The organism is Clavibacter sp. MX14-G9D (assembly GCF_032917815.1).
GTDB classification, from domain to species: domain Bacteria; phylum Actinomycetota; class Actinomycetes; order Actinomycetales; family Microbacteriaceae; genus Clavibacter; species Clavibacter michiganensis_K.
Map to the genome: position 1 here is coordinate 1 of NZ_JAVCVL010000010.1, position 26,770 is coordinate 26,770.

The following is a 26,770-nucleotide window of genomic DNA, read 5'->3' on the forward strand; positions in this document are numbered from 1 at the left end:
CTCCGCGCCGTCGGCTTCCGCGCCGTCGGCCTTCGCCGAGGCGGCCCGCGTGGATCCCGCTCCCGACCGTCCCGATGCCGAGCCCGCCGGGACGGCGGCGTCCGAGGCGCCGCGCGTACCGCAGGTCGGCGCGGAGCCCGCGCGTGCCGAGTCCGTCGAGCAGGCGCCCTCGCGTGCCATCCCGGTCATCCGCGACACGGCTCCCGACGGCCGCGACGACGAGCGTGCCGACCGGACCTCCGCGGACGACAGCCCGGCGACGCCCGCCGCGCCATCCAGCCGGCGCAACGGGGGAGGTGCGGCACCCGCCGCGCCGAGCACCGGCTCCATCCGCCGGCTCCCCGAGGGCACCGGCGTGATCCGCCTGCCCGACCTGTCCGACGGCCAGGGCGGACCCGCGCCGGACGACCGACGGGACGACGCCGAGCTCGCCGAGCTCGGCCTGGCCGAGAAGCTGGGGCTCCGCGCCCGCGGCGAGTCGCCGGACGACACCGGCGCACAGGATGTGGGGCCCACGCGATGAGACTCGGACTCGTGCTCTCCGAGGTCGGCAACGGCCTCCGCCGCAACGTCAGCATGGTCGTCTCGGTCGTGCTCGTCACCTTCATCTCGCTCACGTTCGTGGGCGCCGCCGTGCTCCTGCAGATGCAGATCGGCCAGATGAAGAACTACTGGTACGACCGCGCCCAGGTGGCGATCGACTTCTGCACCGACACGTCCGTGCCGAGCGAGACCTGCGTCAACGGCAAGGCCACCCAGGAGCAGATCGACGCGGTCGAGCAGCAGCTGGAGAGCGACACGCTCGCGCCCTTCATCGACAGGTACTACTTCGAGGACCAGGACACGGCGTACGCCAACTTCCAGGAGCAGTTCCAGGGCGACCCCGTCACGGAGCTCGTGCAGCCGGAGTTCCTCAACGAAGCCTTCTGGGTGAACCTCAAGGACCCGTCGAAGTCCGACATCCTGAGCGACAGCCTGTCCGGGCTCGCCGGCGTCGAAAACGTGACGGACCAGCGGCAGTACCTCGACCAGATCTTCTCGATACTCAACGCCGCGAGCCTCACGGCCGTCGGCATCGCGGGGCTCATGCTCGTCGCCGCGGCGCTGCTCATCGCCACCACCATCCGGCTGTCCGCGTTCTCGCGGAGACGGGAGCTGGGCATCATGAGGCTGGTCGGGGCGTCGAACCGCTTCATCCAGACCCCGTTCATCCTGGAGGGCGTGTTCGCCGCCCTCATCGGCTCGGTGCTCGCGAGCGCCGCGACGGTGGCTCTCGTGCGGTTCTTCGTCCAGGGGTTCCTGAGCACCCGGCTCACGTCGATATCGCTCGTCAACATGGACGACGCGCTGCTGGTGGTGCCGATCCTGCTCGGCGTCGGCGTGGTGCTCGCGGCGGTGTCGGCGAACTTCGCGATCAGCCGCTACCTGCGCATCTGATCCGCCGGTAGACTGATGGGCTGCCCGGATCCGGGCGGACCCATCCATCATCATCGAGGAGACCACCGTGCCCAGGGAACGTGGCGAGAAGGTGGTGGCGACCAACCGCAAGGCGCGCCACGACTACACCATCGAGTCGACCTACGAGGCCGGCCTCGTGCTCACGGGCACCGAGGTCAAGTCGCTCCGGCAGGGGCGGGCCTCGCTCGTCGACGGCTACGCGTTCGTCGACGCCGGCGAGGCCTGGCTCGATGCCGTCCACATCCCGGAGTACAACCAGGGCACGTGGAACAACCACCCGGTGCGTCGCAAGCGCAAGCTGCTCCTGCACAAGGACCAGATCCTCAAGATCCACACGAAGGTCAAGGAGGGCGGCTACACGGTCGTCCCGCTGCAGCTCTACTTCGTGGACGGCCGTGCGAAGGTGGAGCTCGCCATCGCGAAGGGCAAGAAGGAGTACGACAAGCGCCAGACGCTCCGGGAGCGCCAGGACAAGCGCGAGGCCGACCGGGCCATGGCGTCGCACCGCCGCCTCGGCGACTAGCGGTCGGCGTCGCCGCACGGTGGCGCCGCCGGCTCTGGTCGGCTATCGTAGAGGGCTGGTCGCGTTCATCCGTGACCGCGATTGACAACTCGACAGCGTGGAACATGCGACCCGGCTCGGGCACCGTCAGGTGCACGGTCGTGCATGGGGATGATCGGTTTCGACATTGCCTGCAAAACTGCGAGAAGCGGGTCGAGGATGCAGGGCTATCTCGTAAACGCTCCCTGCACAACACAAGTGCCAATTCCAAGCGCACTGACTTCGCTCTCGCTGCCTAAGCGAAAGCACTAAGAGGTCCGTCGGTCCGGTGATGCTCTCTAACCGGCAACCGGCGACAGATAGAGAGATTGCTACGCGGTCGTGCCTCAGGGCCGTGTGGGACTCGCACTGTGGCTGGGCCCGTCGACTCAGATGCCAGGAGCAAGAGTCGGGGCCGAGCAGAACGCCTTTCCTGGCTACACCCGTAGAAGGCGCAGGATTACAGCAGTGGACCGGGGTTCGATTCCCCGCATCTCCACCATCGCGTCGCATGCTCCACGCTCGTCGAGGCTCCGGATCCGTCCGGACGACGAGGGCCCCGTCCGCTGGACGGGGCCCTCGTCGTCTCCGGACGGATCAGCCGATCGGTGCGCGCGGCGCCGCCGGGGCCGGGGCCCCCGGGTCCGACGTCGCGAGGGCCGGCGCCGTCGTCTCCACCGCCGGTGAGGCGGTGCGGCCGCGACGGCGCCTCCGACCGCCGGTGCGCCCGTACACGAGGTACATGGTGAGGCCCATGATGATCATGAGCAGCACCGTGTAGACGAACGTGATGCTCATGGAGTCGAGGTTCGCCTCGCCCTCGGTGCTGGCCTTGATCGCGATGCCGAGCGGTTCGTACAGCGGCTGGTACAGGAAGACCGCCGCGTCGTAGTCGTCGAGCAGGCTGTTGAAGTTGAGCGCCGTGATCGCCGCGACCGTGGGGATGACGAGCGGAACCAGCACCCGGCGGAACGTCGTCAGGGAGCGGGCGCCGAGGATGCGGGCCGCGTCCTCCAGCGACTGCGGCACGCTCGCGAACGCGGCCTTGAGGAGACGGAGCGTGAACGGGACCTTCACGATGATGTACGCCACCAGCAGGAGCCAGGTGGTGCCCGTGAGGACCTGCCCGCCGATGAGCGGCTGCGGGCGGTCGAAGGTCTGCAGCAGCGCGAGGGCGATGAGGATCGTCGGCAGGATCCACGGGATGTGCAGCAGGTACTCGATCGTGGCCGTCGCCCAGTTCCGGTTCCGCTGCACGAGGCGGGCGACGAAGAGGAGGCCCGCCACGACGATGACCGCGGCCAGCGCGCTGTAGACGAGGCTCACGACGAACGGCCGGAGGACGTCGGGGGAGCCGAGCACCGTCGCGTAGTTGCCGAGCGTGAACGAGTCGAGGGTGATGGTGCCCGTCTGCACGCTCCGGGAGTCGAGGAACGAGAACAGCACGATGAGGATCACCGGCAGCGCGTAGACGACGAACAGCGCGTACGCGACCACGTGCACGACGGCGTTCACGACCGGGTTCCGGATGCGCTGCTTCTGCAACGGCGTCGCGACCTTCGCGACCGAGAAGTACACGCCCGACTTCTCCACGCGGTTCATGATCGCCAGGAGCACGATGGTGGCGACGCCCAGCACGATGGCGAGGAGCGCCGCGAGGTCCCGGGAGCTCGTGCTCTTGGAGAACGTGACGATCATCGGGGCGACCGTCTGGAATCCCGTGCCGCCGAGCACCAGGGGAGCGGTGAGCGCCCCGAGGCCGGTGAGGAACGTGAGCACGGTGACCGCGAAGATCATGGGGCGCAGCGCCGGCAGCACGATGCGGAAGAGGATGCGCCCGGTCCCGGCGCCCATGCTGCGCGCGGCCTCGATCGTCTGGTGGTCGATGGCGGCGAGCGACGAGCGGAGGAACAGCATGTGGTTGGTGGTCGTGGCGAAGGTCATCACGATGACGACCGCGAAGTAGCCGGAGAACCAGTCGGGGTCGAGATCGGGGAAGGCGCGCTGGGCGATGGCCGTGACGAAGCCGTACCGCCCGTAGATGAAGTTGTAGCCCGCGGCCAGGACGATCCCGCCGTAGATGAGCGTCGTGGCGTAGCCGAGCCAGAGGACGCGGGAGCCGCGCACCACGAAGTACTCGGTGACCAGGACGATGAAGATGCCGACGACGTTCACCGTGACGGCGAGGGTGACCGCGAGCAGGAGGCTGTTGCCCACGCTCCGCATCGCGCGGTCGGAGCTCACGAGCTTCTCGAGCGCGCGGCCGCTGAAGGCGCCGTCCGGGAAGAACGTCGTGACGAGCAGGTTCGCGTTCGGGAAGACGAGGAACGTGACGATGAACCACAGGGCGGCGATGAGCACCACGACGCCGAGCTGGGAGCGCAGCAGCGCGCGGACCGGGGTGCGCACGGCTACGACCCGTACTGCAGGATGGCGGACGGGTCGATGCCGACCGCGACCTCGGTGCCCGGCGCCAGGGGCGGCGCGCCGGTCTCCGCCACCAGCGCGTCGACCGCGTCGTCCCCGAGGTCGACCCGGTACGTGCTGTAGGACCCGTGGTACGAGCGCGCCGCGACGACGCCCTCGAGCCGCACGCGGCGCGCATCCGTCGGCACCGCGTCGCAGGCATCGACCGACACGCGCTCGAGGCGGACGTAGGCGCGGCCCGACGCGTCGAGGGCCGATGCGCCCGCATCGCGCAGCCGGGCGACCGTCGTGGGCCCCAGGGCGTTGATGGCGCCCACGAACGTGGCCACGAACTCGGTGGCCGAGCGGTCGTAGACCTCCTCGGGGGTGCCGACCTGCTCGATGCGCCCCGCGTCGAAGACGGCGATGCGGTCGCTCATGGTGAGCGCCTCCTCCTGGTCGTGCGTGACGTAGACCGTGGTGATGCCGAGGCGGGCCTGCAGCCCCTTCAGCTGGTCGCGCAACTGCACGCGGAGCTTCGCGTCGAGGTTGGACAGCGGCTCGTCGAGCAGCAGGATCCGCGGCTCCAGCACGAGCGCGCGGGCGATCGCGACGCGCTGCTGCTGGCCGCCGGAGAGCTCGGCGACGTTCTTGTCGAGCTGCGCGGCGCTCAGCTCGACCTGGTCGGCCATCGCCCGCACGAGCCGGTCGGTCTCCGCCCTGCCCGCCTTCCGCACCGTGAGGCCGAAGGCGATGTTCTCCCGCACGGACATGCTGGGGAAGAGCGCGTAGTTCTGGAACACCATGCCCACGCGGCGCTTCTCGCTGGGCAGTCGCGTGGCGACCTGCCCGTCGATGACGATGTCGCCGCGGCTCGGCTCGACGAAGCCGGCCAGGGTCCGCAGCGCGGTCGTCTTCCCGCAGCCGGACGGCCCGAGGAGGGTGAAGAACTCGCCCTCGTGGATCTCGAGGTCGAGCGCCGGGATGGCGACCTGGTCCCCGAAGCGCACCTCGACGTCGTCGAAGCGGATCATCAGGGCAGGTACTCCAGCTCGGTCTTCTCGACCCAGTCGGCGATGTGCTCGCGGACGAAGCCGTAGTCGACGTCCTGCTTCTCCAGCGACTCGATGAGCTCCGTGACGGCGGGCAGGGCCTCGGACCGCGCGGTCGTGTTGACGGGGTAGCTGGAGAACTCGGCCGCGAAGGCGCCCTGCACGTCGGCGCTGCCGAACCAGTCGATGAACTCGCGGACGCGCTCCTCCTTCTTCGTCCCGGCGATCTCGGCGATCTGCTCGGTGACGAACGGCACGCCGGCCTTCGCGGGGACGACCTCCGTCGTCGTGCCGTACTGCTCGTCCCGAGCCGCGATGCCGCTCGAGGGGAGCGTCCCGAACGCGACCTCGCCGCGGGACAGGCGGGCGTAGAGGTCCGTGCCCTCGACGGCGGGGGAGCCGTTCGCGAAGTACTCCTCGACCGCCTTCCAGCCCTTGTCGCTGATGCCCAGGTCGCCGTCCGGGTCCTCGTACGGCGTGAGCAGCCCGGCGAGGATGAGCTGCGGCGTGGCCTCCCCGAGGCGCGTGTTGACCTCGTACCGCCCCTCGTACTCGGAGGAGTAGAGGTCGGTCACGTCGTCGGGCACGTCGGCGCCGGACGTCTGCGCGGAGTCGTGCACCGTGACGATGGCCTGCTCGACGAGCGGCCAGTAGGCGCCGTCCTCCGGGTCGCCGGATGCCTGGTCGACCTCGCCCGACCAGGCCGGGGTGTAGGCGGTGATGGCGTCCTCCGCCTTGAGGTTCTCGAAGTACATGTTGTTGAGGCCGAACACCACGTCGCCGACCGGGTTGTTCTTCTCCGCGACGATGCGGTTGGCGAGGTCGGCACCGCCGAGGCCGACGATCTGGATGTCGAAGCCCGCCTTCTCCGCCTCCGCGGTGACCCAGTCGCCCCGCCCGTCGCCGTTGGAGTTCGTGTAGACGATGAGGGTGTCGCCGGTGGCCGGGGAGACCGCCGGATCCGCGGTGCCGGTGCCGGCGGAGGACCCGCATCCGGCAAGGACGAGGCCGGCCGCGGCGATGGCGGCGAGCGAGGCGATGAGACGGGAGCGGTTCTTCATGGTGTCCTCTCGGAGGGAGCACGTCGGTGTGCTCGCGGACGGCTGCACCGTCCGGGCACGGAACTCCCCACCCTAGGAGCGGGGTCCCCGGCGACCCGGTCGGGCGGACGCTGTTGGCTCGCTGTTCAGCATAGGGACACGCCGGGCTGTTTCCTCGCATGAGGAGCAAGCTGGTCCCGGGCACGGTGCCCGCGCTCGCGGGAGCGGGAATACATAGCCCGTGTATGGGATTCGATACCGCATGACCCGGAACACCACGACGGACACGCCCCGCACCGACGAGGAGGAGCGCACCCGCTGGCAGGCCTTCTGGGTCTGCGTCGGCGTGGCCGCCCTCACGATCCTCGACCTCTCCAAGGTCAACGTCGGCCTCCCGTCCATCGAGTCCTCGCTCGGGGCCGGGTCCACCGACCTCCAGCTCATCGTCGCCGGCTACGCCCTCGCGTTCGGGCTCGCGCTCGTGCCGGCCGGGCGCCTCGGCGACATCCGCAGCCGGCGCCTCATGTTCGTCATCGGCCTCAGCTCCTTCACGATCGCGAGCCTCCTCTGCGCGATCGCGCCCGACGTCCGCACGCTCGTCATCGCCCGGATCCTGCAGGGCGTCGCCGCGGGCATCCAGATGCCGCAGGTGCTCGGGCTCATCCAGCAGCTCTTCCAGGGGGAGGAGCGGGCGCGCGCGTTCGGCCTGTTCGGCGCCGTCGTCGGCATCTCGACCGCCTTCGGACCGACCCTCGGCGGGCTCCTGATCCAGCTGGGCGGCCCCGAGGACGGGTGGCGCCTGCTCTTCTGGATGAACATCCCGCTCGGCATCGTGGCCATCGCGTTCGCGCTCAAGCTGCTGCCACGGCGGCAGGCGCGCCCGCAGGGGAAGGCGGGCCTCGACCCCGTCGGCATCGTCCTCCTGGCCGTCGCGACGTTCTCGCTCATGCTGCCCTTCGTCCTCACCACGGGCGGGCCGGACGACGATCCGCTCCGGTGGCTCTGGCTCGCGGGCGCCGCGGTGGCCGCCGGGCTCTTCGTGGTCTGGGAGCGCCGGTACGAGGCGCGCGGCCGGTCGCCGGTCGTCCACTTCGCGCTCTTCTCCCTCGGCTCCTACCGCAACGGGATCCTCATCGCGACCGCGTACTTCGCCGCCATCCCCGCGGTGTTCCTGCTCACGACGCTGTACCTCCAGCAGGGCCTCGGCCTGGCGCCCGTGTTCGCCGGCATGGTGAGCATCCCGTTCGCGCTGTCGTCGGCGGTCACCGCCTGGATCGGCGGACGGCTCGTCTCGCGGCTCGGACGTCAGCTCGTCGTCATCGGCCTCGTGATTGTCGCGGTCGGCATTACCCTGCTCCTGCTGGCGGCCGTGCTCACGCCCGCCGAGGTCACCCCGTGGGCGATGGCGGCGGCGATGCTCGTCGCGGGCGTCGGGGCCGGCTTCGTGATCTCCCCGAACCAGACCCTCACCCTCGCCGAGATCCCCGTCACCGAGGGCGGCGTCGCCGGGTCCATGGCGCAGGTCGGCCAGCGCGTCGGCACGGCCGTGGGCGTCGCGGCGGCGTCGGCCACGTTCTTCAGCACCCTCTACGCGGAGGCCTCGGGCGATGGCACGGCGAGCCTGGCGGTGTACCACGACGGGTTCCGCAACGGCTTCCTCGTGACGATCGGGCTGGTCGCCGTCGCCCTCGCGATCGGGTTCGTGGACCTCGGCCAGCGCCGTCGTCGGGAGCGCGCCGAGGCGGCCTGATCGCCAGTCGCCGCACCGGGTCGCGGGCTGCGGTTCAGCGCGCCACGACCGCCAGCACGGCATCGTGCAGGTGCCCGTTGGTCGCCAGCGCGGAGCCGTGCCACGGACCCGGCTCCCCGTCGACCGAGGTGAAGCGTCCGCCGGCCTCCTGGACCACCGGGATCAGCGCGGCCATGTCGTAGGGCTTCAGGTCGTGCTCGCCCGCGATGTCGAGGAGCCCCTCGGCGAGCAGCATGTACGCCCACATGTCGCCGAAGTCCCGCGAGCGCTTCACCCGGGCGGAGAGGTCGAGCAGCTCCTCGAGGCGGTCGGCGTCGCGCCAGCGCTGCACCCCCGCGACGCTCATGGACGCGTCCTCGAGCCGGGCGACGTCGGAGACGCGGATGCGCCGCTCCTCCGACGTCGTGGCCTGGCCGAGGGTGTCGTCGACGTAGGCGCCGAGCCCGGTGGCCCCCCACCACCGCCGCCCGAGCGCGGGCGCGCTCACGACGCCGACGACGGGGACCCCGTCGACCGCGAGGGCGATGAGCGTGCCCCAGACGGGCACGCCGCGGGCGAAGTTCGAGGTGCCGTCGATCGGGTCCACGATCCACTGCCGGGACGACGAGCCGGACGTGCCGTACTCCTCGCCGAGGACGCTGTCGTGGGGGCGGCTCTCGGCGATGCCCGCGCGGATCGCCCGCTCGACGGACATGTCGGCGTCGGTGACCCAGCTGGAGTCGGCCTTCGTCTCGATCGACAGGTCGGCCGAGCGGAAGCGGTCGAGCGAGATGGAGTCGGCCATGTCGGCCAGCTCCCGTGCGAGCCGCAGGTCGGACGACAGGGAGTGCAGGGGTTCGGAGGCCACGGGACGAGCCTACCGATCGGGTCCGCCGGGGCCGGTCACTCGGCCTTGGCGGCGTCCGACCGGTTGCTGACCAGGTGCTGCAGCGAGTGCAGGCGCTCGCGTCCCGCGTCGCCGAGCTCGCCGGCCTCGACCCGGTCGACGATCTCCCAGTCGTGCGCCTCCGTCAGCGGGATGCCGCCGGGCGGCTCGCCCTCCGGGAGGTGCGCGTAGCTGGCGAACGAGCGGAGGATGTTCGCGGGGTCCACGTGCCCGAGCCCGAAGGACCGGACGCCCGGGGTGTCGATGATCCAGCCGTGGCCGCCGCCGCCCGTCTCGACGCGCATCGACACGGTGGAGCTCGACGTGTGGCGACCCCGCCCGGTGACCTGGTTGACGACGCCGGTGGCCCGGCGCGCGTCCGGCACGAGCGCGTTGACGAGCGTGGACTTGCCGACGCCCGAGTGCCCCACGGCGACCGTCGTGCGGTCCGCGAGCAGGGCGCGCAGCTCGTCGAGGGGCACGTCGTCGCTGCGGCTGAGGACCACGGGGACGTCGAGGACGCGGAAGTGCGCCGCGAAGGGCGCGGGGTCGGCGACGTCCGACTTCGTGATGCAGAGGATCGGCTGGATCCCCGCGTCGAACGCGGCGACGAGGTAGCGGTCGACGAGGCGCGCGCGCGGCTCGGGCTCCGCGGCGGCGACGACGATGAGCATCTGGTCGGCGTTCGCGACGATCACGCGCTCCACGGCGTCGGAGTCGTCGGCGCTCCGGCGCAGCAGCGTGCGCCGCGGCGCGATGCGGACGATGCGGGACAGGCTGCCCTCGTCGCCCGAGGTGTCGCCGACGATGTCGACGCGGTCGTTGGTGACCACGGCCTTCTTTCCGAGCTCGCGCGCGCGGGTCGCCGTGAGGGTGTGCTCCTCCGGCGTGTCCTCCCCGACGAGCACGCCGAAGCGCCCGCGGTCGACGGTGAGCACGCGGCCCTCGACGGCGTCCGCGTGCCCGGGGCGCTGCTTGCTGCGCGGCTTGTTGCCCTTCGGGTTCGGGCGGACGCGCACGGAGGACTCGTCGTAGGCGTCCCAGACGCCGTCGTCCTGCTCCGGGTCGGCGAGCCAGCTCACAGGAGCCCGCCGAGGGCGAGCGGGTCGACCGCGGCGCGGGGCGCCCGGCCGAGGAGCGGCCCGATCCACAGCTCGGGGAACTCCGGGAGGGTCTTCGCGGTCGTGCCGATGTCGTCGATCTCGACGCCGGGGACGGCGAGCCCGATGATCGCGCCGGCCGTGGCCATGCGGTGGTCCTCGTACGCGCGCCACGGTCCGCCGTGCAGCGGTGCCGGCGTGACCTCGAGGCCGTCCTCCAGCTCGGTGACGGATCCGCCGAGCCCGGTGATCTCCGCGGCCAGCGCGGCCAGGCGGTCCGTCTCGTGTCCGCGGAGGTGGCCGATGCCGGTGATGCGGCTGGGTCCGTCGGCCAGGGCCGCGAGGGCGACGAGCGCGGGCGCGAGCTCGCCGCCCGTGCTGAGGTCGAGGTCCACGCCGGGGATGCGGCCCCCGGCGGCGAGGCCCGGGCCGCCGTCGACGACGAGCCCGTCGCCCTCGCGGGTGACGGTCGCGCCGAAGCGCGGCAGGAGGTGCGCGAGGTCGGCGCCGACCTGGGTCGTCTCCCGGGGCCAGCCGGGGACGGCCACGCGGCCGCCGGCGACGATCGCCGCCGCGAGGAACGGTGCGGCGTTCGACAGGTCGGGCTCGATCCGCACCTCCCGACCGGCGATGGGCGCGGGCGGCACGATCCAGAGACCGGGCTCCGGGCTCTCGACCACCACGCCGCGGTCGGCGAGCGTGCGGATCGTCATCGCGATGTGCGGCATGCTCGGCAGCGTCGCGCCCGTGTGCCGGAGCCGCAGCCCCTCGGCGAACCGCGGGGCGGCGAGGAGCAGCCCGGAGACGAACTGGCTCGACGCGGAGGCGTCGATGCCGATCTCGCCGCCCGGCACCTCGCCCGTCCCGTAGAGGCTGAAGGGGAGGGCGCGGCGGCCGTCGTCGTTCACGTCCACCCCGAGGGCGCGGAGCGCCTCGATCGTGCCGGACATGGGGCGGCGGCGCGCGCTCGGGTCCCCGTCGAAGGAGACGGGTCCGAGGGCGAGGGCGGCGACGGGCGGCAGGAACCGCATGACGGTGCCGGCGAGCCCGCACTCGATGGTGATGCCGCCCGCGAGCTCGGCGGGCGTGATGCGGAGGTCGGGTCCGAACGCCCCGTCGCCGTCGATCTCCTCGATGACGGTGCCGAGGGCGCGCAGCGCCTCGATCATCAGGCGCGTGTCGCGCGAGCGCAGCGGCGCGCGGAGGACCGAGGGGGAGTCCGCGAGGGCCGAGAGCACGAGCTCCCGGTTGGTCAGGCTCTTGGATCCGGGCAGCGGCACGGTGGCGTCGAGCGGGCCGTCGGCGACCGGCGCCGCCCAGGGGCCGTCGTCCGTCGGGACCGGCTGGTGGGTCCGGTCGTCGTCGTACGGGCTGAAGGTCGGACCGGAATACCTGAAGATCTCCATGGGTTCACCAGAGTACCGGGCAGACGTCCGGCAGGCCCGGATCCCGGGCCGGGAAGGATCACCCGTGATCACGAGGACAGCACCGGCGGCCCCGTCCGCCGAGCTCGTGCGCGCCGTAGAATCTGCCTTGATGGCCACTTCAGGGAACACCAGTCACGACGCGCCGGCCGACACCACCGGGGGCGATGCGTCGACCCCGCAGGCCGCGCCCGCGGAGCTCGTGGAGGCCGTCGTGCTCTCCACCGAGGAGGCCGCGGACCAGCAGGAGGCGGAGCGGGCCGAGGACGCGGAGCCGCGCCCGGCGCAGCCCGGGGACAACCGCGAGCTCTTCGAGGAGCAGGCGCTCCCGTTCATCGACCAGCTCTACGCGGCGGGCCTGCGCATGACGCGCAACCCCGCGGACGCGCAGGACCTGGTCCAGGAGACGTTCGTGAAGGCCTACACGGCCTTCCACCAGTTCAAGCAGGGCACGAACCTCAAGGCCTGGCTCTACCGGATCCTCACGAACACCTTCATCAACAACTACCGCAAGAAGCAGCGGGACCCGTACAACGGCACGATCGACGAGCTCGAGGACTGGCAGCTGGGCGGCGCCACGTCCGCCACGGCGACCACCACGCGCTCCGCCGAGGCGGAGGCCATCGACCACCTGCCGGACAGCACCGTCAAGGACGCGCTGCAGTCCATCCCGGAGGACTTCCGCATGGCGGTCTACTTCGCGGACGTCGAGGGCTTCTCCTACCAGGAGATCGCCGACATCATGAAGACCCCCGTCGGCACCGTCATGAGCCGCCTCCACCGAGGCCGCCGGATGCTGCGGGGCCTCCTTTCCGACTACGCGCGCGAGCGGGGCATCTCCACCGCGCACCTCACTGGAGCGACGAAATGAGCGACTGCGGCTGCGACAAGGCCAAGAAGGATCTCGAGGAGTACCTGCACCACGAGCTCGACAAGGCGGACGCCGCCGACATCCGCGAGCACATGGCGAACTGCCCGGACTGCGCGCGCGAGCACCGCGTCGGCGTCGTCCTCCGGGACACCGTGCGCCGGGCGTGCTCCGAGGCCGCCCCGGAGGACCTGCGCATGCAGGTGATGGAGAAGCTGCGGTCCATCCAGGCCACCCACTGACCGGAGCGGTCGCCGCGTCCCGGTAATCTCGGGACGTGACCAACGCGATCCAGTCCCTCGGGGCGCCGTCCCCCGCCGACCTGACCGTCATCGTCGAGCTGCTGCGGCTGCTGGACTACGAGGTGGACGAGGAGCGCGTCGCGGCCCGCCTCTCGCGGATGACCGCGGCGGCCGGCCACGAGACGTGGGTGGTCCGCGACGACGCCGGGGACATCGCCGGCCTCGCGGGCGGGCACCTCATGTGGGGCCTCGCCGACGACGAGCCGATCGCGCAGCTCATCATCCTGGTGGTGCGCGAGGGCCGGCAGGCCGGCGGCATCGGCTCGGACCTCATCCGCCACTACGAGGCGTGGGCGCGGGAGCACGGCGCCACCCGGTTCCTCGCGACCTCGGCCGCCGCACGCGACAACGTCACGCGCTTCTACGCCCGCCGCGGCTACCACGCGTCCGGCATCCGCTACTCGAAGCTGGGCTGACCGCCGCGCGTCGGCACCCGCCCGCGACGCCGCGCCGCCGACACGACGAGAGGCCCGGTCCCCCAGGGGACCGGGCCTCTCGTCGTGCGGGGCGGAGCGCCCCCGGGATCACTCGGCGGTGGCGCGGGCGATCAGGTCGGTCTGCTCCGTGGCGTGGCGCTTGCTGGAACCCGCGGCGGGTGACGCCGCGGCCGGGCGCGACACCACGCGCACGGGACGGTCGGGCAGGACCCGGCCGAGCTCCACGTGCACGAAGGGCCAGGCGCCCTGGTTCTCCGGCTCGTCCTGGACCCACACGACCTCGGCGTCCGGGTACGACTCGACGACACGGCGCACCTGCTCCTCGGGGAACGGGTAGAACTGCTCGAGCCGCACGAGGGCGATGGACGTGTCCTGGCGCTTCTCCAGCTCGCCGAGCAGGTCGTAGTGCACCTTGCCCGAGTGGAGGAGCACCCGGCGGACGGCGCCGCGGTCCTCGATCCGGACGTCGTCGATGACCGGCTCGAACCGGCCGGACGTGAACGACGCGACGTCGCTCGTCGCGCCGCGGAGCCGCAGCATCGCCTTGGGCGTGAAGACCACGAGCGGGCGACGCGGCCGCGAGTACGCCTGGCGGCGCAGCAGGTGGAAATACGACGCGGGCGTGGACGGGCGGGCGACGGTCATGTTCTGCTCGGCGCAGAGCTGAAGGAACCGCTCGATGCGCGCCGAGGAGTGGTCCGGGCCCTGACCCTCGTAGCCGTGCGGCAGCAGCAGCACGACGCTCGAGCGCTGGCCCCACTTCTGCTCGGCCGAGGAGATGAACTCGTCGATGACGGTCTGCGCGCCGTTCGCGAAGTCCCCGAACTGGGCCTCCCAGAGCACCAGCGCGTCGGGCCGCTCGACGGAGTAGCCGTACTCGAAGCCCATGGCGGCGTACTCGCTGAGGAGCGTGTCGTAGATCCAGAACCGCGCCTGCCGGTCGCTGAGGTTCGCGAGGGGCAGCCACTCCTGGCCGTTGTCGCGGTCGTGCAGCACGGCATGGCGCTGGACGAACGTTCCGCGTCGGGAGTCCTGGCCGGCGAGGCGCACCGGGGTGTTCTCCAGCAGCAGCGAGCCGATGGCGAGGAGCTCGCCGAAGGCCCAGTCGATGGACCCGTTGCGGCTCATGTCGAGGCGCTTGCGCATGAGCGCCTGCAGCTTCGGGTGCACCGAGAAGCCCTGCGGCGGGTTGTCGTGGGCGTCGCCGACGGCGTGGACCACGGCCTCGGACACGCCCGTCGTCTCGGGCTCGCCGTGGCCGTCGTCCTGCTGCGAGTCGGGACGCTCGAGGTCGGCGACCGCGCCGGCGTCGCCGGTCTGGATGGGGATGGACGACGTCTGCGCGGCGTGGGTCTCCGCGAAGGCCCGCTCGAGGCGGTCCTGGAAGTCCTTCTGCGCGGCGTCGTACTCCTCCTGGGTGATGTCGCCGCGGCCGACGAGCGCCTCCGTGTACAGCTTCCGCACCGAGCGCTTGGCCTCGATGAGGTTGTACATGAGGGGCTGCGTCATGGACGGGTCGTCGCCCTCGTTGTGGCCGCGTCGGCGGTAGCACACGAGGTCGATGACGACGTCCTTGTGGAACTCCTGGCGGAACTCGAAGGCCAGGTGCGCGACGCGCGCCACGGCCTCCGGGTCGTCGCCGTTCACGTGGAAGATCGGCGCCTGGATGCTCTTCGCCACGTCCGTCGAGTACACCGACGAGCGGGACTCCGACGGCGGGGTGGTGAAGCCCACCTGGTTGTTGATCACGATGTGGACCGTGCCGCCCGTGCGGTAGGCGCGCAGCTGCGAGAGCTGGAGCGTCTCGAAGACCACGCCCTGGCCGGCCATCGACGCGTCGCCGTGCACGAGGATCGGCAGGACCGAGAAGGTCCCGATGGGCTTGCGGTCCTGCTTCGCGCGGACGATGCCCTCGAGCACGCCGTTGACGGCCTCGAGGTGCGACGGGTTCGCCGCGAGGTACACCGGCATCTCCTCGCCGTGGACGCCGCGGAACGTGCCCTCCGTGCCGAGGTGGTACTTCACGTCGCCGGAGCCCTGCACCGTGCGCGGGTCCTGGGTGCCCTCGAACTCGCGGAAGATCTGGCCGTAGCTCTTGCCCGCGATGTTGGTGAGCACGTTGAGGCGCCCGCGGTGGGCCATGCCGATCGCGACCTCGTCGAGGCCGTGGTCGGCGGCGCCCTGGAGCAGCGTGTCGAGGAGCGAGATCGTGGACTCGCCGCCCTCGAGGCTGAAGCGCTTCTGCCCGACGTACTTGGTCTGCAGGAAGGTCTCGAACGCCTCGGACTCGTTGAGCTTGGACAGGATGCGCATCTGCTCGTCGTGCGTGGGCTTCGCGTAGGGCTGCTCCACCTTGCCCTGGATCCACCGGCGCTCGTCGGGCTGCTGGATGTGCATGTACTCGATGCCGATGGTGCGGCAGTAGGAGTCGCGGAGGATGCCGAGGACGTCGCGGAGGAGGGCCTGGCGGCGGCCGCCGAAGCCGTCCGTCACGAACTCGCGGTCGAGGTCCCAGAAGGTGAGCCCGTGGTTCGTGATCTCGAGGTCCGGGTGCGTGCGCTGCTGGTACTCGAGCGGGTCGATGTCCGCCATGAGGTGCCCGCGGACGCGGTAGGCGTTGATGAGCTCCTGCACGCGGCTGGTCTTCGAGACGCGCTCCGAGAGGTCGACGTTGATGTCGGTGGCCCACTGGATGGGGTCGTAGGGGATCCGCAGGGCCGCGAAGATGTCCTCGTAGAAGCCGTGCTGGCCGATGAGGCGCTCGTGCACGATCTTCAGGAACTCGCCGGAGCCGGCGCCCTGGATCACGCGGTGGTCGTACGTGCTCGTCAGCGTGATGGTCTTGCCGATGCCGAGCTCGACCAGCGTCTTGGGGGAGGACCCCTGGAACTCGGCCGGGTACTCGAGGGCGCCGGCGCCGATGATGGCGCCCTGGCCCTTCATGAGGCGCGGCACGGAGTGGACCGTGCCGATGCCGCCCGGGTTGGTGAGCGAGATCGTGGTGCCGGCGAAATCGCCCGCGGCGAGCTTGTTGCCGCGGGCCTTCCTCACCAGGTCCTCGTACGCCGAGAGGAACTCGCCGAAGGTCATGGCCTCGGCGCCCTTGATGCTCGGGACGAGGAGCGCGCGCGTGCCGTCCGGCTTCGGCATGTCGATCGCGATGCCGAGGTTGATGTGCGCGGGGGAGACGACGCTCGGCTTGCCGTCGACCTCGTCGTAGTGGACGTTCTGGCTCGGGAACTCCTTGAGCGCCTGGATGAGCGCCCAGCCGATGAGGTGCGTGAACGACACCTTGCCGCCGCGGGCGCGCTTCAGGTGGTTGTTGATGACGATGCGGTTGTCGATCATCAGCTTCGCCGGGATCGTGCGGACGCTCGTCGCGGTCGGGATCGTGAGCGAGGCGTCCATGTTGGTCGCGAGGCTCTTCGCCATGCCGCGGAGGGGGGAGACCTGGTCCTCGCCCTCGGGCGCGGGCTCCGCGCCCTTCTTGGCGGGCGCCTTCGCCGGGGCCTGCGCGGGGATGGGCTGCTGCTTCGGGGCGATGCTCGTGGTGCGCGCGGCGGGCTGCGCGCCCGTGGCGGGCTGCTGCGCCGACGCGTCCGGCTGGCCGGCGGATGCGGGGGCGGGCGTCGCTGCCGGGGCTCCCGTGTTCGTCGTGGCGGGGGCGGAGGTGCCGTCCGACTCCGGGATCTGCGCCTCGGCGGTCTGGTCGCCGGTGGCCGGCGTCGCCTCGCGGCCCTCGATCACGGTGCTGTGGTAGTTCTCCAGGATCGGCCACCAGCTGCGGTCCACCGAGTCCTTGTCGACGAGGTACCTCTCGTACATCTCGTCGACGAGCCATTCGTTGGCTCCGAAGTCGCCCGTGGAACCGTCATCGGTCCCCGTACCAGTCACCTGGCTCGACACAGTTGATCGCCCGCTCTCTTCACGTCAGTCGTCTGCCTCGCGCGGCCCGTTCGCGTCCGCGCGTCACGATCCCCAGCCTAGGCCTTCCCCCGGTGGGGAAGGCGGGAGCGGCGCGTCGGAGCGCGGCCCCGGGCGGCGGCCTGGCGCGCGGCCGGACGCCGGGTCTACCGTCGTGCCATGAGGTTCACCGGAGAGGCTCCCACCCACGACCTGACCTACTCGGACGTGTTCCTGAGCCCGGGCCGGTCCGACGTCGCCAGCCGCATGGACGTCGACCTGACGCCCGGCGACGGCACCCCCGCCACCATCCCGGTGGTGGCGAGCAACATGGGCTCGGTCACCGGCCCGCGGCTGGCCGCCGTGCTCGCCCGCCGTGGCGGGATCGCGATCCTCCCGCAGGACCTCCGGCCCCAGGAGCTGGACGCCGCCATCCACCACGTGAAGGCGGCGCCCGTCGCCTACGACTCGCCGCTCGAGCTCCCCGTGGACGCCACGGTCGGCCAGGCGCGCGAGCTCCTCCCGCCCATCGCGGGCCACGGCATCGTCCTGCGCGACGCCGACGGCGGCATGGTGGGCTGCCTCGAGGGCACCCAGCTGGCCGGGATCCCCGACGGCACCAGGCTCGGCGACCTGCCGCACGGCGCGCTCGCGTCCCTCGACGCCGACGACGTGCCGACCGGGCGCGCCGCCTTCGACCTGATGCACGCCGCCGGCCTCGACTTCGCGCCGGTCCTGGCGCACGGCCGCCTCGTGGGCACGCTCAGCCGCCGCAGCGCCCTCCGCTCCACCGTCTACGCGCCCGCGGTCGACGGGCACGGGCGCCTCGCCGTCGGCGCGGCGGTCGGCGTCAACGGGGACCCGGTGGGCCGGGCCCGTGCGCTCCTCGCCGCGGGCGTCGACGTCCTCGTGCTGGACACGGCGCACGGCCACCAGGAGGCGATGCTCCGCGCGATCCGCGACGTCCGCGCCCTCGACCCGCGCGTGCCGCTGGTCGCGGGCAACGTCGTGACGGCGGAGGGCGCCCGGGACCTCGTCCGGGCCGGCGCCGACATCGTCAAGGTCGGCGTGGGACCCGGCGCCATGTGCACCACGCGCATGATGACCGCGGTCGGGCGCCCGCAGTTCTCCGCCGTGCTCGACACGGCGGAGTCGGCGCGCGCCGCCGGTGCCCTCGTGTGGGCGGACGGGGGAGTCCGGTACCCGCGCGACGTGTCCCTGGCCCTCGCTGCCGGCGCGGCCAGCGTCATGATCGGGTCCTGGTTCGCGGGCACCGTCGAGTCGCCCGGACGGCTGCTCGTCGACGAGGACGGCCAGCTCGCCAAGGAGAGCTGGGGGATGGCGTCGACCCGCGCCGTGCAGGAGCGCTTCGGCCGCCGGGAGGCCTTCGAGCTCGCGCGGCGGACGCTGTTCGCCGAGGGCATCTCGACCAGCAGGATCCGCATCGACCCGCTGCGGCCGGGCATCGAGGACCTGCTCGACACGATCACCTCCGGCGTCCGGAGCGCCTTCGCCTACGCGGGCACCCGCACCCGGGCGGAGTTCGCCGACAGGGCGGCGGTGGGCATCCAGTCGGCGGCGGGCTACGAGGAGGGCAAGCCCCTGCCCGTGGGCTGGTGAGCCCCGGTATGCTCGACGGACGATGGACGACCCCCCTCCTGCTCATAGACCCCCGCTCGGCGCGCCCCTCCACCTGAAGCCGGCTGCGCGCCCGGCGCCCGGGAGCCGCTCCCTTGCATGAATGGCTCCTCCTGGCTGCGGGCCTCGTCCTCAGCCTCGGCACCGGCCTCTTCGTGGCCAGCGAGTTCGCGCTCGTCAACCTCGACCGCTCCGACCTGGAGAAGCGCCAGGAGCGCGGTGAGAAGCGGCTCGGCCCGCCGATCCGCGCGCTGCGCATCACTTCCACCCACCTCTCGAGCGCCCAGCTCGGCATCACGCTGACGACGCTGCTCACCGGCTACACGATGGAGCCGGCGCTCAGCCGCCTCCTCGCCGGGCCGCTCACCTCGGCGGGGCTCGCCGAGGGCCTCGTCCCGCCGGTCTCTACGGTCGTGGCGCTCGTCGTCGCGACCCTGCTGTCGATGATCGTCGGCGAGCTCGTGCCCAAGAACTTCGCGCTGGCCCTGCCGCGGGAGACGGCCAAGCTCGTGATCCCGTTCCAGGCGCTGTTCACGACCGTGTTCAAGCCCGCCGTGGTGCTGCTCAACGACAGCGCCAACGGCATCCTGCGGCTGGTCGGCATCGAGCCCAAGGAGGAGCTCTCGGGCGCCCGGAGCGCCGAGGAGCTGTCCTCGCTCGTCCGCCGCTCCGCCCTCGCCGGCCTCCTCGAGGACGACACGGCGATGCTCCTCAGCCGCACCCTGCGCTTCGCGGACCTCACGGCGTCCGACGTCATGACGCCGCGCCTGCGGGTCAAGTCCGTCGAGCGCACCGACAGCGCGCAGACGGTCATCGAGCTCGCGATGACCACCGGCTACTCGCGCTTCCCGGTGACCGACGACGGCGTGGACGACGTCATCGGCCTCGTGCACGTCAAGCAGGCCGTCGCGGTGCCGCGCGAGAAGCGCGCCCAGGTGCCCGTGACCGCGCTGCAGTCCGAGGCGATCCGCGTGCCCGAGACGATGAAGCTCGACGACCTCCTCGGCGAGCTGCGCGGACGCGGGTTCCAGATGGCCGTCGTCGTCGACGAGTACGGCGGCACCGCCGGCGTCGCCACGCTCGAGGACCTGGTGGAGGAGCTGGTCGGCGAGCTCGCCGACGAGCACGACCGCACGCGGGCGGGCGTCGTGCGCTCGCGCGACTCGCTGACGTTCCCCGGCATGCTCCGCCCCGACGAGCTCCTCGAGCGCACGGGCCTCCGGATCCCCGACGAGGGCCCGTACGAGACCGCGGCGGGCTTCGTGATGAGCGAGCTCGGCCGGCTCCCCGTGGTCGGCGACGAGCTGGAGCTCGAGACCGGCACGCTGCGGGTCGAGCGGCTCGACGGCCGGCGGATCGACCGGATCCGCTTCACCCCCGTGCCCGAGCCCGTCGCCACCGCGGTGGGCACCACGCGCGCCGAGCGCCAGGCGGACCGCCAGGCCGTGCGCCAGGCCGAACGCGAGGCGGGCCGCCAGGCCGACGCGGACCGCGAGGCCCGCCGGAAGGAGCCGTCCCATGGGTGAGTACGCCGGGGGGATCATCGCGCTCGTCGTGCTGCTCGCCGTCAACGCCTTCTTCGTCGGGGCCGAGTTCGCGGTCATCTCCGCGAAGCGGTCCCAGATCGAGCCGCGCGCCGAGGAGGGCAGCCGCGCCGCCCGCGTGACCCTCTACGCCATGGAGCACGCGACGCTCATGCTCGCGACCACCCAGCTCGGCATCACCGTGTGCTCGCTCCTGATCCTCAACGTGTCCGAGCCCGCCATCCACCACCTGCTGGAGATCCCGCTGGCCGCGACCGGGCTGCCGGACGAGGCGATCTCGACCATCGCCTTCGTCATCGCGCTCCTGCTGGTGTCGTTCCTGCACGTCGTCCTCGGCGAGATGGTGCCGAAGAACATCTCCTTCTCCGTCCCGGACCGGGCCGCGCTGCTGCTCGCGCCGCCGCTGGTGGGCATCGCCCGCGTCGTGAAGCCCCTCATCCTGGCGCTCAACGGGATCTCGAACGGCGTGCTGCGCCTGTTCGGGGTCGAGCCGAAGGACGAGGCCGCCAGCGCCTTCACGCTCGACGAGGTGCAGGGCATCGTCGACCAGTCGACGCGGGAGGGCGTGCTCGAGGACCGGACCGGCGCTCTGACCGCCGCGTTCGAGTTCACCGGCAAGAAGGTGCAGGACATCGCGATCCCGCTCGACGCGCTGGTCAGCCTGCACGAGACCGCGTCGCCCTCCGAGGTCGAGCGGGCCGTCGCGCGCCACGGGTTCTCCCGCTACGTGATCGTGGACGACCGGGGCGAGCCGTCCGGGTACCTGCACCTGAAGGACGTCATCGACCTGGACGAGGCCGACGAGTTCGTGCGGCCCGTGCCGGCCAAGCGGATCCGACAGCTCGTCTCGGTGTTCGAGGGCACCGAGCTCGAGGACGCCCTCGCCATGATGCGCCGGTCCGGCGCGCACCTCGCCCGCGCCTTCACGGAGGCCGGCGAGACGACGGGGGTGCTGTTCCTCGAGGACATCATCGAGGAGCTCGTCGGCGAGGTGCAGGACGCCACCCGGCGCATCTGACCCGGAGGCACGACGACGGCGCGGCACCCCGAGGGGTGCCGCGCCGTCGTCGTCGGGTTCCGGCGGGTCAGGCGGCCCAGCGCGCGCGGTCGTACTGCTTGGGCCAGTAGTCGATCTCGACGCCCAGCTCGTGCGCGGCGCGGAGCGCGAAGTGCGGGTCGCGGAGCATCTCGCGGCCGAGCATCACGGCGTCCGCGCGGCCCTCGGCCACGACGGCCTCCGCCTGCGCGGGCTCGGTGATGAGCCCCACGGCGTTGAGCGCGACCCCCGCGTGCTCCTTCACGTACTCGGCGAACGGCACCTGGTAGCCGGGGGCGACCGGGATCGTCACGCCCGTGGTGTTGCCGCCGGTGGAGATGTCGAAGAAGTCCGCCCCGCGCTCGGCGGCCCAGCCGGCGACGGCGGCGGTCTGCCGCTCGTCCCAGCCGGCGTCGCCCGCCCAGTCGGTGGCGGAGAAGCGCACGAGGAGCGGCACGTCGGGGACCTCGGCGCGCACCGCGTCGACGACCTGCAGCAGCAGGCGCGCCCGGTTCTCGAGGCTCCCGCCGAACTCGTCGTCCCGGTGGTTGCTGAGCGGCGAGAGGAACTGGTGCAGGAGGTAGCCGTGGGCGGCGTGGATCTCGAGCACGTCGAATCCGGCGTCCACGGCGCGGCGGGCGGCGGCGGCGAAGTCGTCGACGACCTTCCGGATGCCGTCGGCATCGAGCGCCGTGGGCGTCGCGTATCCGGGGAACGGCTCCGCCGACGGCGCGACCGTCTCCCAGCCGCCCTCCGCGACGGGCGTGGTGCCGCGGCCCGAGAACGAGTACGTGGAGGCCTTGCGGCCGGCATGGGCGAGCTGGATGGCGGCGACGGCGCCCATCTCGTGGATGAAGTCGACGATCGGCTTCCACGCGTCGCGCTGCGCGTCGTCCCAGATGCCGGTGTCCTCGGGCGTGATGCGCGCCTCGGGGCTCACGCCCGTGGCCTCGGCCATCACGAGTCCGGCTCCTCCGCGGGCGAAGGAGCCGAGGTGCGCCAGGTGCCAGGCGCCGGGCACGCCGTCGCGCGCGTCGATGCTGTACTGGCACATGGGCGCCACCCAGATGCGGTTGCGCGCGGTGACGCCGCGGACGGTGATCGGCTCGAAGAGCGGGGACGTGAGCATGGGGTTCCTTCCAGGCGGGCGGCCGCGGGCCCAGGCGGGAGGCGCGGCGCGCGGGGACGGGCGGAGGGCGACGTCGGCCTCATGGGACCAAGGCGCGGCGCGGTCGCCGCATTCCCGCCCGCCTATCGTGAGGGGATGAGCGACGTGCGCACGGACCGGGTACCCGAGGGCTGGATCCGCCAGGACGCGGAACGGACCCGACGGGCCGTCCGCCTCCCGACGGACGACGACGACAAGTACACGCGCGGCGTGCTCGGGGTGCGGACCGGATCCGACCGGTACCCGGGGGCCGCGGTCCTCGGCGTGGAGGCGGCCGCGCGGACGGGCCTCGGCATGATCCGCTACCTCGGGCCCACGGGTGCCTCGGCGTCCGTCCTCGCGCGGCGCCCCGAGGTCGTGACGGCCGACGGGCGCGTGCAGGCGTGGCTGGTCGGCTCCGGCATGGACCGGTCCCACCGCGACGCGGCGACGACCGCGGACATCGTCGCGGCGCTCGAGCAGGGGCTGCCGGCGGTGGTGGACGCCGGGGCCCTCGACCTTATCGGCCGTGCGACGGGGCCGGCGGTCGTGACGCCGCACTTCCGAGAGCTCTCGCGTCTCCTCGACGACGCGGGCATCCGCGCGTCGGCGGAGGACATCGCGGCGGACGCCGCGGGCTGGGCGGAGCGGGCGGCCCGGGAGCTGGGGGTGTGCGTGCTGCTGAAGGGGGCGACCACGTTCGTGGTGGGCGGGTCCGCGCGCATCGCGGTCCGTTCGGGGACGCCGTGGCTCGCGACCGCCGGGTCCGGCGACGTGCTCGGCGGGGTGCTGGGCGCGCTCGTCGCGGGGGCGTCGACGCGCCTGGTCGACTCGGCGGACCCCCTGACGGACCTCGCCGAGGTGGCGGCAGCCGCGGCGTGGCTGCACGGGAGGGCCGGCGGGTTCGCGTCCGACGGGGGACCGGTCACGGCCCTCGACGTCGCGGAGGCGATGCCGAGGGCCGTGCGGGACGTGCTGCGGGGGACGCCCGGGGGCTAGGCCCTCGGCGCCATGTCGAGGGAGAACTCCACCGACCCCTGGTCCTCGACCGTGACGAAGCCCAGGCTCGGCGCCTGGACGCCGAAGTCCTCGAAGGTGATCGGGATCGAGCCGACGATCTGGCCGCCGTCGTCCGTGAAGGACGCCTGCATCTGCGCCGTCACGGAGCGGGTGACCCCGTGCAGCGTGAGGTCCCCGGTCACGTCGTAGGTGGCGGGCACGCCGGCCTGCACCCCGTCGGCGGCGATCGGCTGGGTGAGCGTGAAGGTCGCCGTCGGGAACTCGGCGGTCTGCATCGCCTCGCCCTGGAAGTACGCGTCGCGGGGCGGCTGGTCGGTGGCGACCCTCGTCACGTCGACCGTCATGGTGCCCGCGGTGACCCGGGTCCCGTCGACCGTGATGTCCCCGGTGACGGCGTCCGTGCGGCCGTTGACGGTGACGGGCGTGCCGTTCAGGACCTCGTCGACGCGGTAGCCCGCGAACGAGGACCCCCCGACGGTCCACTCGCCGGAGAGGTCGCCGACCGGCCCGCCCGCGGCGGGCGTGGCCGCGAGCGTCGGCACGGCGTCGGGCGCACCGGCGAGCTGCTGGTACAGGGGGCCGCCGAACGCGGCGAAGCCGCCGACCAGGACGACCGCGCCGCCCGCGATCCCGATGATGATCTTCGTCTTCTTCTCCATGGCGTTGCTCCTCTGGTGCGATGCGGGCGGCCGCACCGCGGCCGACCCGTTCTGTGAACTCTCAAGTACCGGACGAGTCTCGCGGGGAGGCGGGATCGACGTCGGCGACCGTCCACAGGGCGGTCGGGGTCGGTAGCCTGGACTCACATCCGGCCGGCCGCCGGGCGCCCGCCCGGACGACCGCCGCCGCCGTCGATCCCCGGGGGTCCCCATGCTCGTCGCCTTCTCCGTCGCTCCCAGCGGGGGCGACGCACCCGACGCCTCCGTCCACGACGCCGTCGCGGCCGCCGTCGCGGTCGTCCGCGCCTCCGGCCTGCCGAACCGCACGGACTCCATGTTCACGACGATCGAGGGGGACTGGGACGAGGTCTTCGACGTCGTGCGACGGGCCACGGAGGCCGTCGCCCCGTTCGGCACGCGCGTGTCGCTCGTGCTCAAGGCGGACATCCGCCCGGGGTACGCGGGCGAGCTCACCGGGAAGCTCGAGCGCCTCGAGTCGGCGCTCGAGGCCCGCGACGCCGGCGCCTGACGGCGCGCGGCCCCCTCTCGACCGGATCCCGACCACCGGTAGGCTCGTCGGGTGAATCCCCCCATCCCCGGGCGGGCGACCCTGTCGCCGGCCCGCGTCCGCGTCGCCCTGCTCGCCCTCGCGATGGGCGGGTTCGCCATCGGCACGACGGAGTTCGTCGCCATGGGGCTCCTGCCGCAGCTCGCGGCCGACCTCCTGCCCGAGGTGGCGGCCCGCTCGACGGAGGCCGCCAACGCGCAGGCGGGCACGCTCATCAGCGCCTACGCCCTCGGCGTGGTCGTGGGCGCCCCCACCATCGCCGCGGCGTCGGCGCGCGCGCCGCGTCGGAAGCTGCTGCTCTGGCTGCTCCTCGCGTTCACGCTCGGCACGGTCCTCAGCGCCGTCCTCCCGAGCTTCGGCCTCGTCGTCCTCGCGCGCTTCGTGGCGGGCCTCCCGCACGGCGCCTACTTCGGGATCGCCTCGCTCGTGGCCGCGCAGCTCATGGGGGAGGGCAAGCGCGCCCGCGGCGTCGCCTTCGTGCTCGCCGGGCTCACCATCGCCAACGTGATCGGCGTGCCGATCGTCACGTGGATCGGGCAGAACGCGGGCTGGCGCGTCGCCTACCTCGTGGTCGCCGCGATCTTCGCGGCCACCTTCGTCGCCGTCCTCCTCGCCGTGCCCGACCAGGCGGGGAACCCCGAGGCGACGCTCCGGAGGGAGCTCCGCGCCTTCACGCGACTGCAGGTATGGCTCGCCCTCCTGATCGGCGCGATCGGGTTCGGCGGCTTCTTCGCCGTCTACACGTTCGTGGCGCCCATGGTGACGGAGGTGACGGGGCTGCCTGAGTGGTCCGTGCCGCTGGCGCTCGTGGTGGTCGGCCTCGGCATGACGACGGGCAACCTCGTGGGCGGCTGGTGGGCGGACCGCGACGTGCGCGTCGCGCTCCTGTCGCTGTTCGGCCTGCTCATCGTCTCGCTCGTGGGACTCGCGCTCACCGCGGCCCATCCCGTGGGGCTGTTCGCCTTCCTCTTCCTCATCGGGGGGTCGGCCGCCGCGCTGTCGCCCGGGATCCAGATCCGCCTCATGGACGTGGCGCACGACTCGCAGTCCATCGCCGCCGCGCTCAACCACTCCGCCCTCAACACGGGCAACGCGCTCGGCGCGGCGCTCGGCGGCGTCACCGTCGCGGCGGGCCTCGGCTACACGTCGCCCGCGATCGTGGGCGTGGGGCTCAGCGTGGCGGGCCTCCTGATCGCCCTCGCGGCGTTCGGCCTCGACCGGCGCCGCCGCGGGGCACGACGTCCGGTGGACGGCCCGCGGCCGACCACCCAGCCGATCGCGCTGGGCGGCTGAGGCGCCGGCACCCGCGCCTCCGACGGCGCAGGCTCAGGCGCGGGCCGTGCGCGGCTACTCGCCCTGGAGGAGGATGCCGTCCTGGATCGCGCGCTTGCGCAGCGCCACCTTGGTGCCCACGTCGAAGCCCGCGACGCGGTACTTCTCGCGGATCCGCTTGAGGTACGACTTCGCCGTCTCCTCGGAGATGCCGAGGCTGTAGGCCACCGACTTCACGGGCTCGCCGCCGCCGTACAGGGCCATGACCCGGCGCTCCTGCGCGCTGAGCTTCGGCACGCCGCCGACGTCGGTGCTGTTGATGGCGAGGTCGAGCTCGGCCGAGATGTACGACTGGCCGTCGGCCGCGAGCCGGATGGCGTCGACGATCATGCTCGCGTCCTCGCTCTTCACGAGGTAGCCGAGCGCGCCGGAGGCGAGCGCCTCGCGCACGACGTTGGGCTCGGAGTACGTGCTCATCAGCACGGTCTTCACGCCCGTGGTCTTCAGCGTCGAGATCTTCAGCGAGATGGGCAGGTTGTCCTTGAGGTCGAGGTCGAGGAGCACGACGTCGACCGGGAAGCGCGGGTGCGTCAGGAGCTCCGGCCAGGTGGACACGGCGGCGACCATCTCGATGTCGGACGCGGCGTTGCGGATCCACTCGGTGAGGGCTCCGAGCAGCATCCGGTGGTCGTCCACGATGGCGAGGGTGATCGGTCGGTTCTCAGCTGACACGTGCTCTC

General features: G+C 72.4%; 22 protein-coding genes, 1 other RNA gene and 1 pseudogene. 14 read left to right on the top strand and 10 right to left on the bottom strand.

Features of this window, described 5'->3' with window-relative positions:
• The 4 genes and pseudogenes from Q6969_RS02210 to ssrA all read left to right on the top strand — a co-directional run.
• Nucleotides 1-523 (top strand): annotated as a pseudogene (locus Q6969_RS02210) (cell division ATP-binding protein FtsE); the annotation flags it as partial.
• Nucleotides 520-1,437, top strand: coding sequence for a permease-like cell division protein FtsX (ftsX, locus tag Q6969_RS02215; protein ID WP_094115588.1), 918 nt, complete (start codon nt 520-522; stop codon nt 1,435-1,437). The pseudogene Q6969_RS02210 and the gene ftsX, both read left to right, overlap by 4 nt.
• A 67-nt stretch (nt 1,438-1,504) precedes the next feature.
• Nucleotides 1,505-1,981 (top strand): SsrA-binding protein SmpB, encoded by a 477-nt coding sequence (gene smpB / locus Q6969_RS02220; RefSeq protein ID WP_094115589.1) that lies wholly within the window; start codon nt 1,505-1,507, stop codon nt 1,979-1,981.
• Nucleotides 1,982-2,127: 146 nt separating this feature from the next.
• Nucleotides 2,128-2,501, top strand: a transfer-messenger RNA (tmRNA) gene (ssrA, locus tag Q6969_RS02225).
• Between the two features lie 95 nt (nt 2,502-2,596).
• Here ssrA and Q6969_RS02230 read toward each other — a convergent pair.
• Genes Q6969_RS02230 through Q6969_RS02240 form a run of 3 tightly spaced genes read right to left on the bottom strand, consistent with a single transcriptional unit; the run spans nt 2,597 to nt 6,518 of the window.
• On the bottom strand, nt 2,597-4,408 hold the full coding sequence (locus Q6969_RS02230; protein ID WP_317228984.1) for an iron ABC transporter permease: 1,812 nt from the start codon (nt 4,406-4,408) through the stop codon (nt 2,597-2,599).
• Nucleotides 4,409-4,410: 2 nt separating this feature from the next.
• Nucleotides 4,411-5,439: an ABC transporter ATP-binding protein gene (locus Q6969_RS02235; protein ID WP_317228985.1), complete on the bottom strand. Its 1,029-nt coding sequence runs from the start codon at nt 5,437-5,439 to the stop codon at nt 4,411-4,413.
• The gene (locus Q6969_RS02240) at nt 5,439-6,518 is read right to left on the bottom strand and encodes an extracellular solute-binding protein (RefSeq protein ID WP_317228986.1); all 1,080 of its coding nucleotides are present in this window, start codon (nt 6,516-6,518) and stop codon (nt 5,439-5,441) included. Before Q6969_RS02240 ends, Q6969_RS02235 begins: the two co-directional genes overlap by 1 nt.
• 241 nt (nt 6,519-6,759) lie before the next feature.
• Between Q6969_RS02240 and Q6969_RS02245 the strand changes: the two genes are divergently transcribed.
• A complete protein-coding gene (locus Q6969_RS02245; protein WP_317228987.1) occupies nt 6,760-8,247 on the top strand; it encodes an MFS transporter in 1,488 nt (495 codons plus the stop codon).
• A gap of 34 nt (nt 8,248-8,281) precedes the next feature.
• Here Q6969_RS02245 and Q6969_RS02250 read toward each other — a convergent pair whose 3' ends face one another.
• From Q6969_RS02250 to aroA, 3 genes are read right to left on the bottom strand one after another with little or no spacing between them, the layout of a single operon-like run.
• Entirely contained in the window at nt 8,282-9,094 is an 813-nt protein-coding gene (locus Q6969_RS02250) for an inositol monophosphatase family protein (protein ID WP_317228988.1), read from the bottom strand.
• Between the two features lie 35 nt (nt 9,095-9,129).
• The gene (gene rsgA / locus Q6969_RS02255; RefSeq protein ID WP_317228989.1) at nt 9,130-10,194 is read right to left on the bottom strand and encodes a ribosome small subunit-dependent GTPase A; all 1,065 of its coding nucleotides are present in this window, start codon (nt 10,192-10,194) and stop codon (nt 9,130-9,132) included.
• A complete protein-coding gene (gene aroA / locus Q6969_RS02260) occupies nt 10,191-11,618 on the bottom strand; it encodes a 3-phosphoshikimate 1-carboxyvinyltransferase (protein WP_317228990.1) in 1,428 nt (475 codons plus the stop codon). Before aroA ends, rsgA begins: the two co-directional genes overlap by 4 nt.
• Nucleotides 11,619-11,748: 130 nt before the next feature.
• On the opposite strand from aroA, the gene Q6969_RS02265 reads away from it, so the two are divergent.
• From Q6969_RS02265 to Q6969_RS02275, 3 genes are read left to right on the top strand one after another with little or no spacing between them, the layout of a single operon-like run.
• Nucleotides 11,749-12,507 (top strand): sigma-70 family RNA polymerase sigma factor, encoded by a 759-nt coding sequence (locus Q6969_RS02265; protein ID WP_396335502.1) that lies wholly within the window; start codon nt 11,749-11,751, stop codon nt 12,505-12,507.
• On the top strand, nt 12,504-12,746 hold the full coding sequence (locus Q6969_RS02270; RefSeq protein WP_094115594.1) for a zf-HC2 domain-containing protein: 243 nt from the start codon (nt 12,504-12,506) through the stop codon (nt 12,744-12,746). The genes Q6969_RS02265 and Q6969_RS02270 overlap by 4 nt, the downstream gene beginning before the upstream one ends.
• A gap of 35 nt (nt 12,747-12,781) precedes the next feature.
• Nucleotides 12,782-13,222: a GNAT family N-acetyltransferase gene (locus Q6969_RS02275; protein ID WP_317228992.1), complete on the top strand. Its 441-nt coding sequence runs from the start codon at nt 12,782-12,784 to the stop codon at nt 13,220-13,222.
• Nucleotides 13,223-13,330: 108 nt separating this feature from the next.
• Here Q6969_RS02275 and Q6969_RS02280 read toward each other — a convergent pair whose 3' ends face one another.
• Complete coding sequence (locus Q6969_RS02280; RefSeq protein ID WP_317228993.1) at nt 13,331-17,149, bottom strand: multifunctional oxoglutarate decarboxylase/oxoglutarate dehydrogenase thiamine pyrophosphate-binding subunit/dihydrolipoyllysine-residue succinyltransferase subunit; 3,819 nt, start codon at nt 17,147-17,149, stop codon at nt 13,331-13,333.
• Nucleotides 17,150-17,326: 177 nt separating this feature from the next.
• Between Q6969_RS02280 and Q6969_RS02285 the strand changes: the two genes are divergently transcribed.
• From Q6969_RS02285 to Q6969_RS02295, 3 genes are all read left to right on the top strand, one after another.
• Complete coding sequence (locus Q6969_RS02285) at nt 17,327-18,766, top strand: GuaB1 family IMP dehydrogenase-related protein (RefSeq protein ID WP_317228994.1); 1,440 nt, start codon at nt 17,327-17,329, stop codon at nt 18,764-18,766.
• Nucleotides 18,767-18,879: 113 nt separating this feature from the next.
• Nucleotides 18,880-20,310 carry a hemolysin family protein gene (locus tag Q6969_RS02290; RefSeq protein WP_317228995.1) on the top strand — a complete coding sequence of 477 codons (1,431 nt, stop codon included), beginning with the start codon at nt 18,880-18,882 and terminating at the stop codon, nt 20,308-20,310.
• Complete coding sequence (locus Q6969_RS02295; RefSeq protein ID WP_317228996.1) at nt 20,303-21,346, top strand: hemolysin family protein; 1,044 nt, start codon at nt 20,303-20,305, stop codon at nt 21,344-21,346. The genes Q6969_RS02290 and Q6969_RS02295 overlap by 8 nt, the downstream gene beginning before the upstream one ends.
• 67 nt (nt 21,347-21,413) lie before the next feature.
• Here Q6969_RS02295 and Q6969_RS02300 read toward each other — a convergent pair whose 3' ends face one another.
• Nucleotides 21,414-22,493 (bottom strand): NADH:flavin oxidoreductase/NADH oxidase, encoded by a 1,080-nt coding sequence (locus Q6969_RS02300; protein WP_317228997.1) that lies wholly within the window; start codon nt 22,491-22,493, stop codon nt 21,414-21,416.
• 135 nt (nt 22,494-22,628) lie between these two features.
• On the opposite strand from Q6969_RS02300, the gene Q6969_RS02305 reads away from it, so the two are divergent.
• Entirely contained in the window at nt 22,629-23,510 is an 882-nt protein-coding gene (locus Q6969_RS02305; RefSeq protein WP_396335503.1) for an NAD(P)H-hydrate dehydratase, read from the top strand.
• Here the strand turns inward: Q6969_RS02305 and Q6969_RS02310 are convergent.
• Complete coding sequence (locus Q6969_RS02310; protein ID WP_317228999.1) at nt 23,507-24,190, bottom strand: YceI family protein; 684 nt, start codon at nt 24,188-24,190, stop codon at nt 23,507-23,509. The two genes, Q6969_RS02305 and Q6969_RS02310, sit on opposite strands and share 4 nt — an antisense overlap.
• Nucleotides 24,191-24,401: 211 nt before the next feature.
• Here Q6969_RS02310 and Q6969_RS02315 point away from each other — a divergent pair, with 211 nt between their 5' ends.
• Both Q6969_RS02315 and Q6969_RS02320 read left to right on the top strand, forming a co-directional pair.
• Nucleotides 24,402-24,719 carry a thiamine-binding protein gene (locus Q6969_RS02315; protein ID WP_094115602.1) on the top strand — a complete coding sequence of 106 codons (318 nt, stop codon included), beginning with the start codon at nt 24,402-24,404 and terminating at the stop codon, nt 24,717-24,719.
• 51 nt (nt 24,720-24,770) lie between these two features.
• Nucleotides 24,771-26,051: an MFS transporter gene (locus tag Q6969_RS02320; RefSeq protein ID WP_317229000.1), complete on the top strand. Its 1,281-nt coding sequence runs from the start codon at nt 24,771-24,773 to the stop codon at nt 26,049-26,051.
• Between the two features lie 54 nt (nt 26,052-26,105).
• On the opposite strand, the gene Q6969_RS02325 is transcribed toward Q6969_RS02320, so the two are convergent.
• The gene (locus Q6969_RS02325; protein ID WP_094115604.1) at nt 26,106-26,762 is read right to left on the bottom strand and encodes a response regulator transcription factor; all 657 of its coding nucleotides are present in this window, start codon (nt 26,760-26,762) and stop codon (nt 26,106-26,108) included.
• Nucleotides 26,763-26,770: the final 8 nt, after the last annotated feature.

What these genes read in the sequence shown, in the direction of transcription:
- Q6969_RS02315 (WP_094115602.1), top strand. Translation starts at nt 24,402, where the DNA reads ATGCTCGTCGCCTTCTCCGTCGCTCCCAGCGGGGGCGACGCACCCGAC.
- Q6969_RS02310 (WP_317228999.1), bottom strand. Translation starts at nt 24,190, where the DNA reads ATGGAGAAGAAGACGAAGATCATCATCGGGATCGCGGGCGGCGCGGTC.
- Q6969_RS02285 (WP_317228994.1), top strand. Translation starts at nt 17,327, where the DNA reads ATGAGGTTCACCGGAGAGGCTCCCACCCACGACCTGACCTACTCGGAC.
- Q6969_RS02245 (WP_317228987.1), top strand. Translation starts at nt 6,760, where the DNA reads ATGACCCGGAACACCACGACGGACACGCCCCGCACCGACGAGGAGGAG.
- Q6969_RS02300 (WP_317228997.1), bottom strand. Translation starts at nt 22,493, where the DNA reads ATGCTCACGTCCCCGCTCTTCGAGCCGATCACCGTCCGCGGCGTCACC.
- Q6969_RS02305 (WP_396335503.1), top strand. Translation starts at nt 22,629, where the DNA reads ATGAGCGACGTGCGCACGGACCGGGTACCCGAGGGCTGGATCCGCCAG.
- Q6969_RS02240 (WP_317228986.1), bottom strand. Translation starts at nt 6,518, where the DNA reads ATGAAGAACCGCTCCCGTCTCATCGCCTCGCTCGCCGCCATCGCCGCG.
- Q6969_RS02270 (WP_094115594.1), top strand. Translation starts at nt 12,504, where the DNA reads ATGAGCGACTGCGGCTGCGACAAGGCCAAGAAGGATCTCGAGGAGTAC.
- Q6969_RS02295 (WP_317228996.1), top strand. Translation starts at nt 20,303, where the DNA reads ATGGGTGAGTACGCCGGGGGGATCATCGCGCTCGTCGTGCTGCTCGCC.
- Q6969_RS02265 (WP_396335502.1), top strand. Translation starts at nt 11,749, where the DNA reads ATGGCCACTTCAGGGAACACCAGTCACGACGCGCCGGCCGACACCACC.
- Q6969_RS02235 (WP_317228985.1), bottom strand. Translation starts at nt 5,439, where the DNA reads ATGATCCGCTTCGACGACGTCGAGGTGCGCTTCGGGGACCAGGTCGCC.
- ftsX (WP_094115588.1), top strand. Translation starts at nt 520, where the DNA reads ATGAGACTCGGACTCGTGCTCTCCGAGGTCGGCAACGGCCTCCGCCGC.
- aroA (WP_317228990.1), bottom strand. Translation starts at nt 11,618, where the DNA reads ATGGAGATCTTCAGGTATTCCGGTCCGACCTTCAGCCCGTACGACGAC.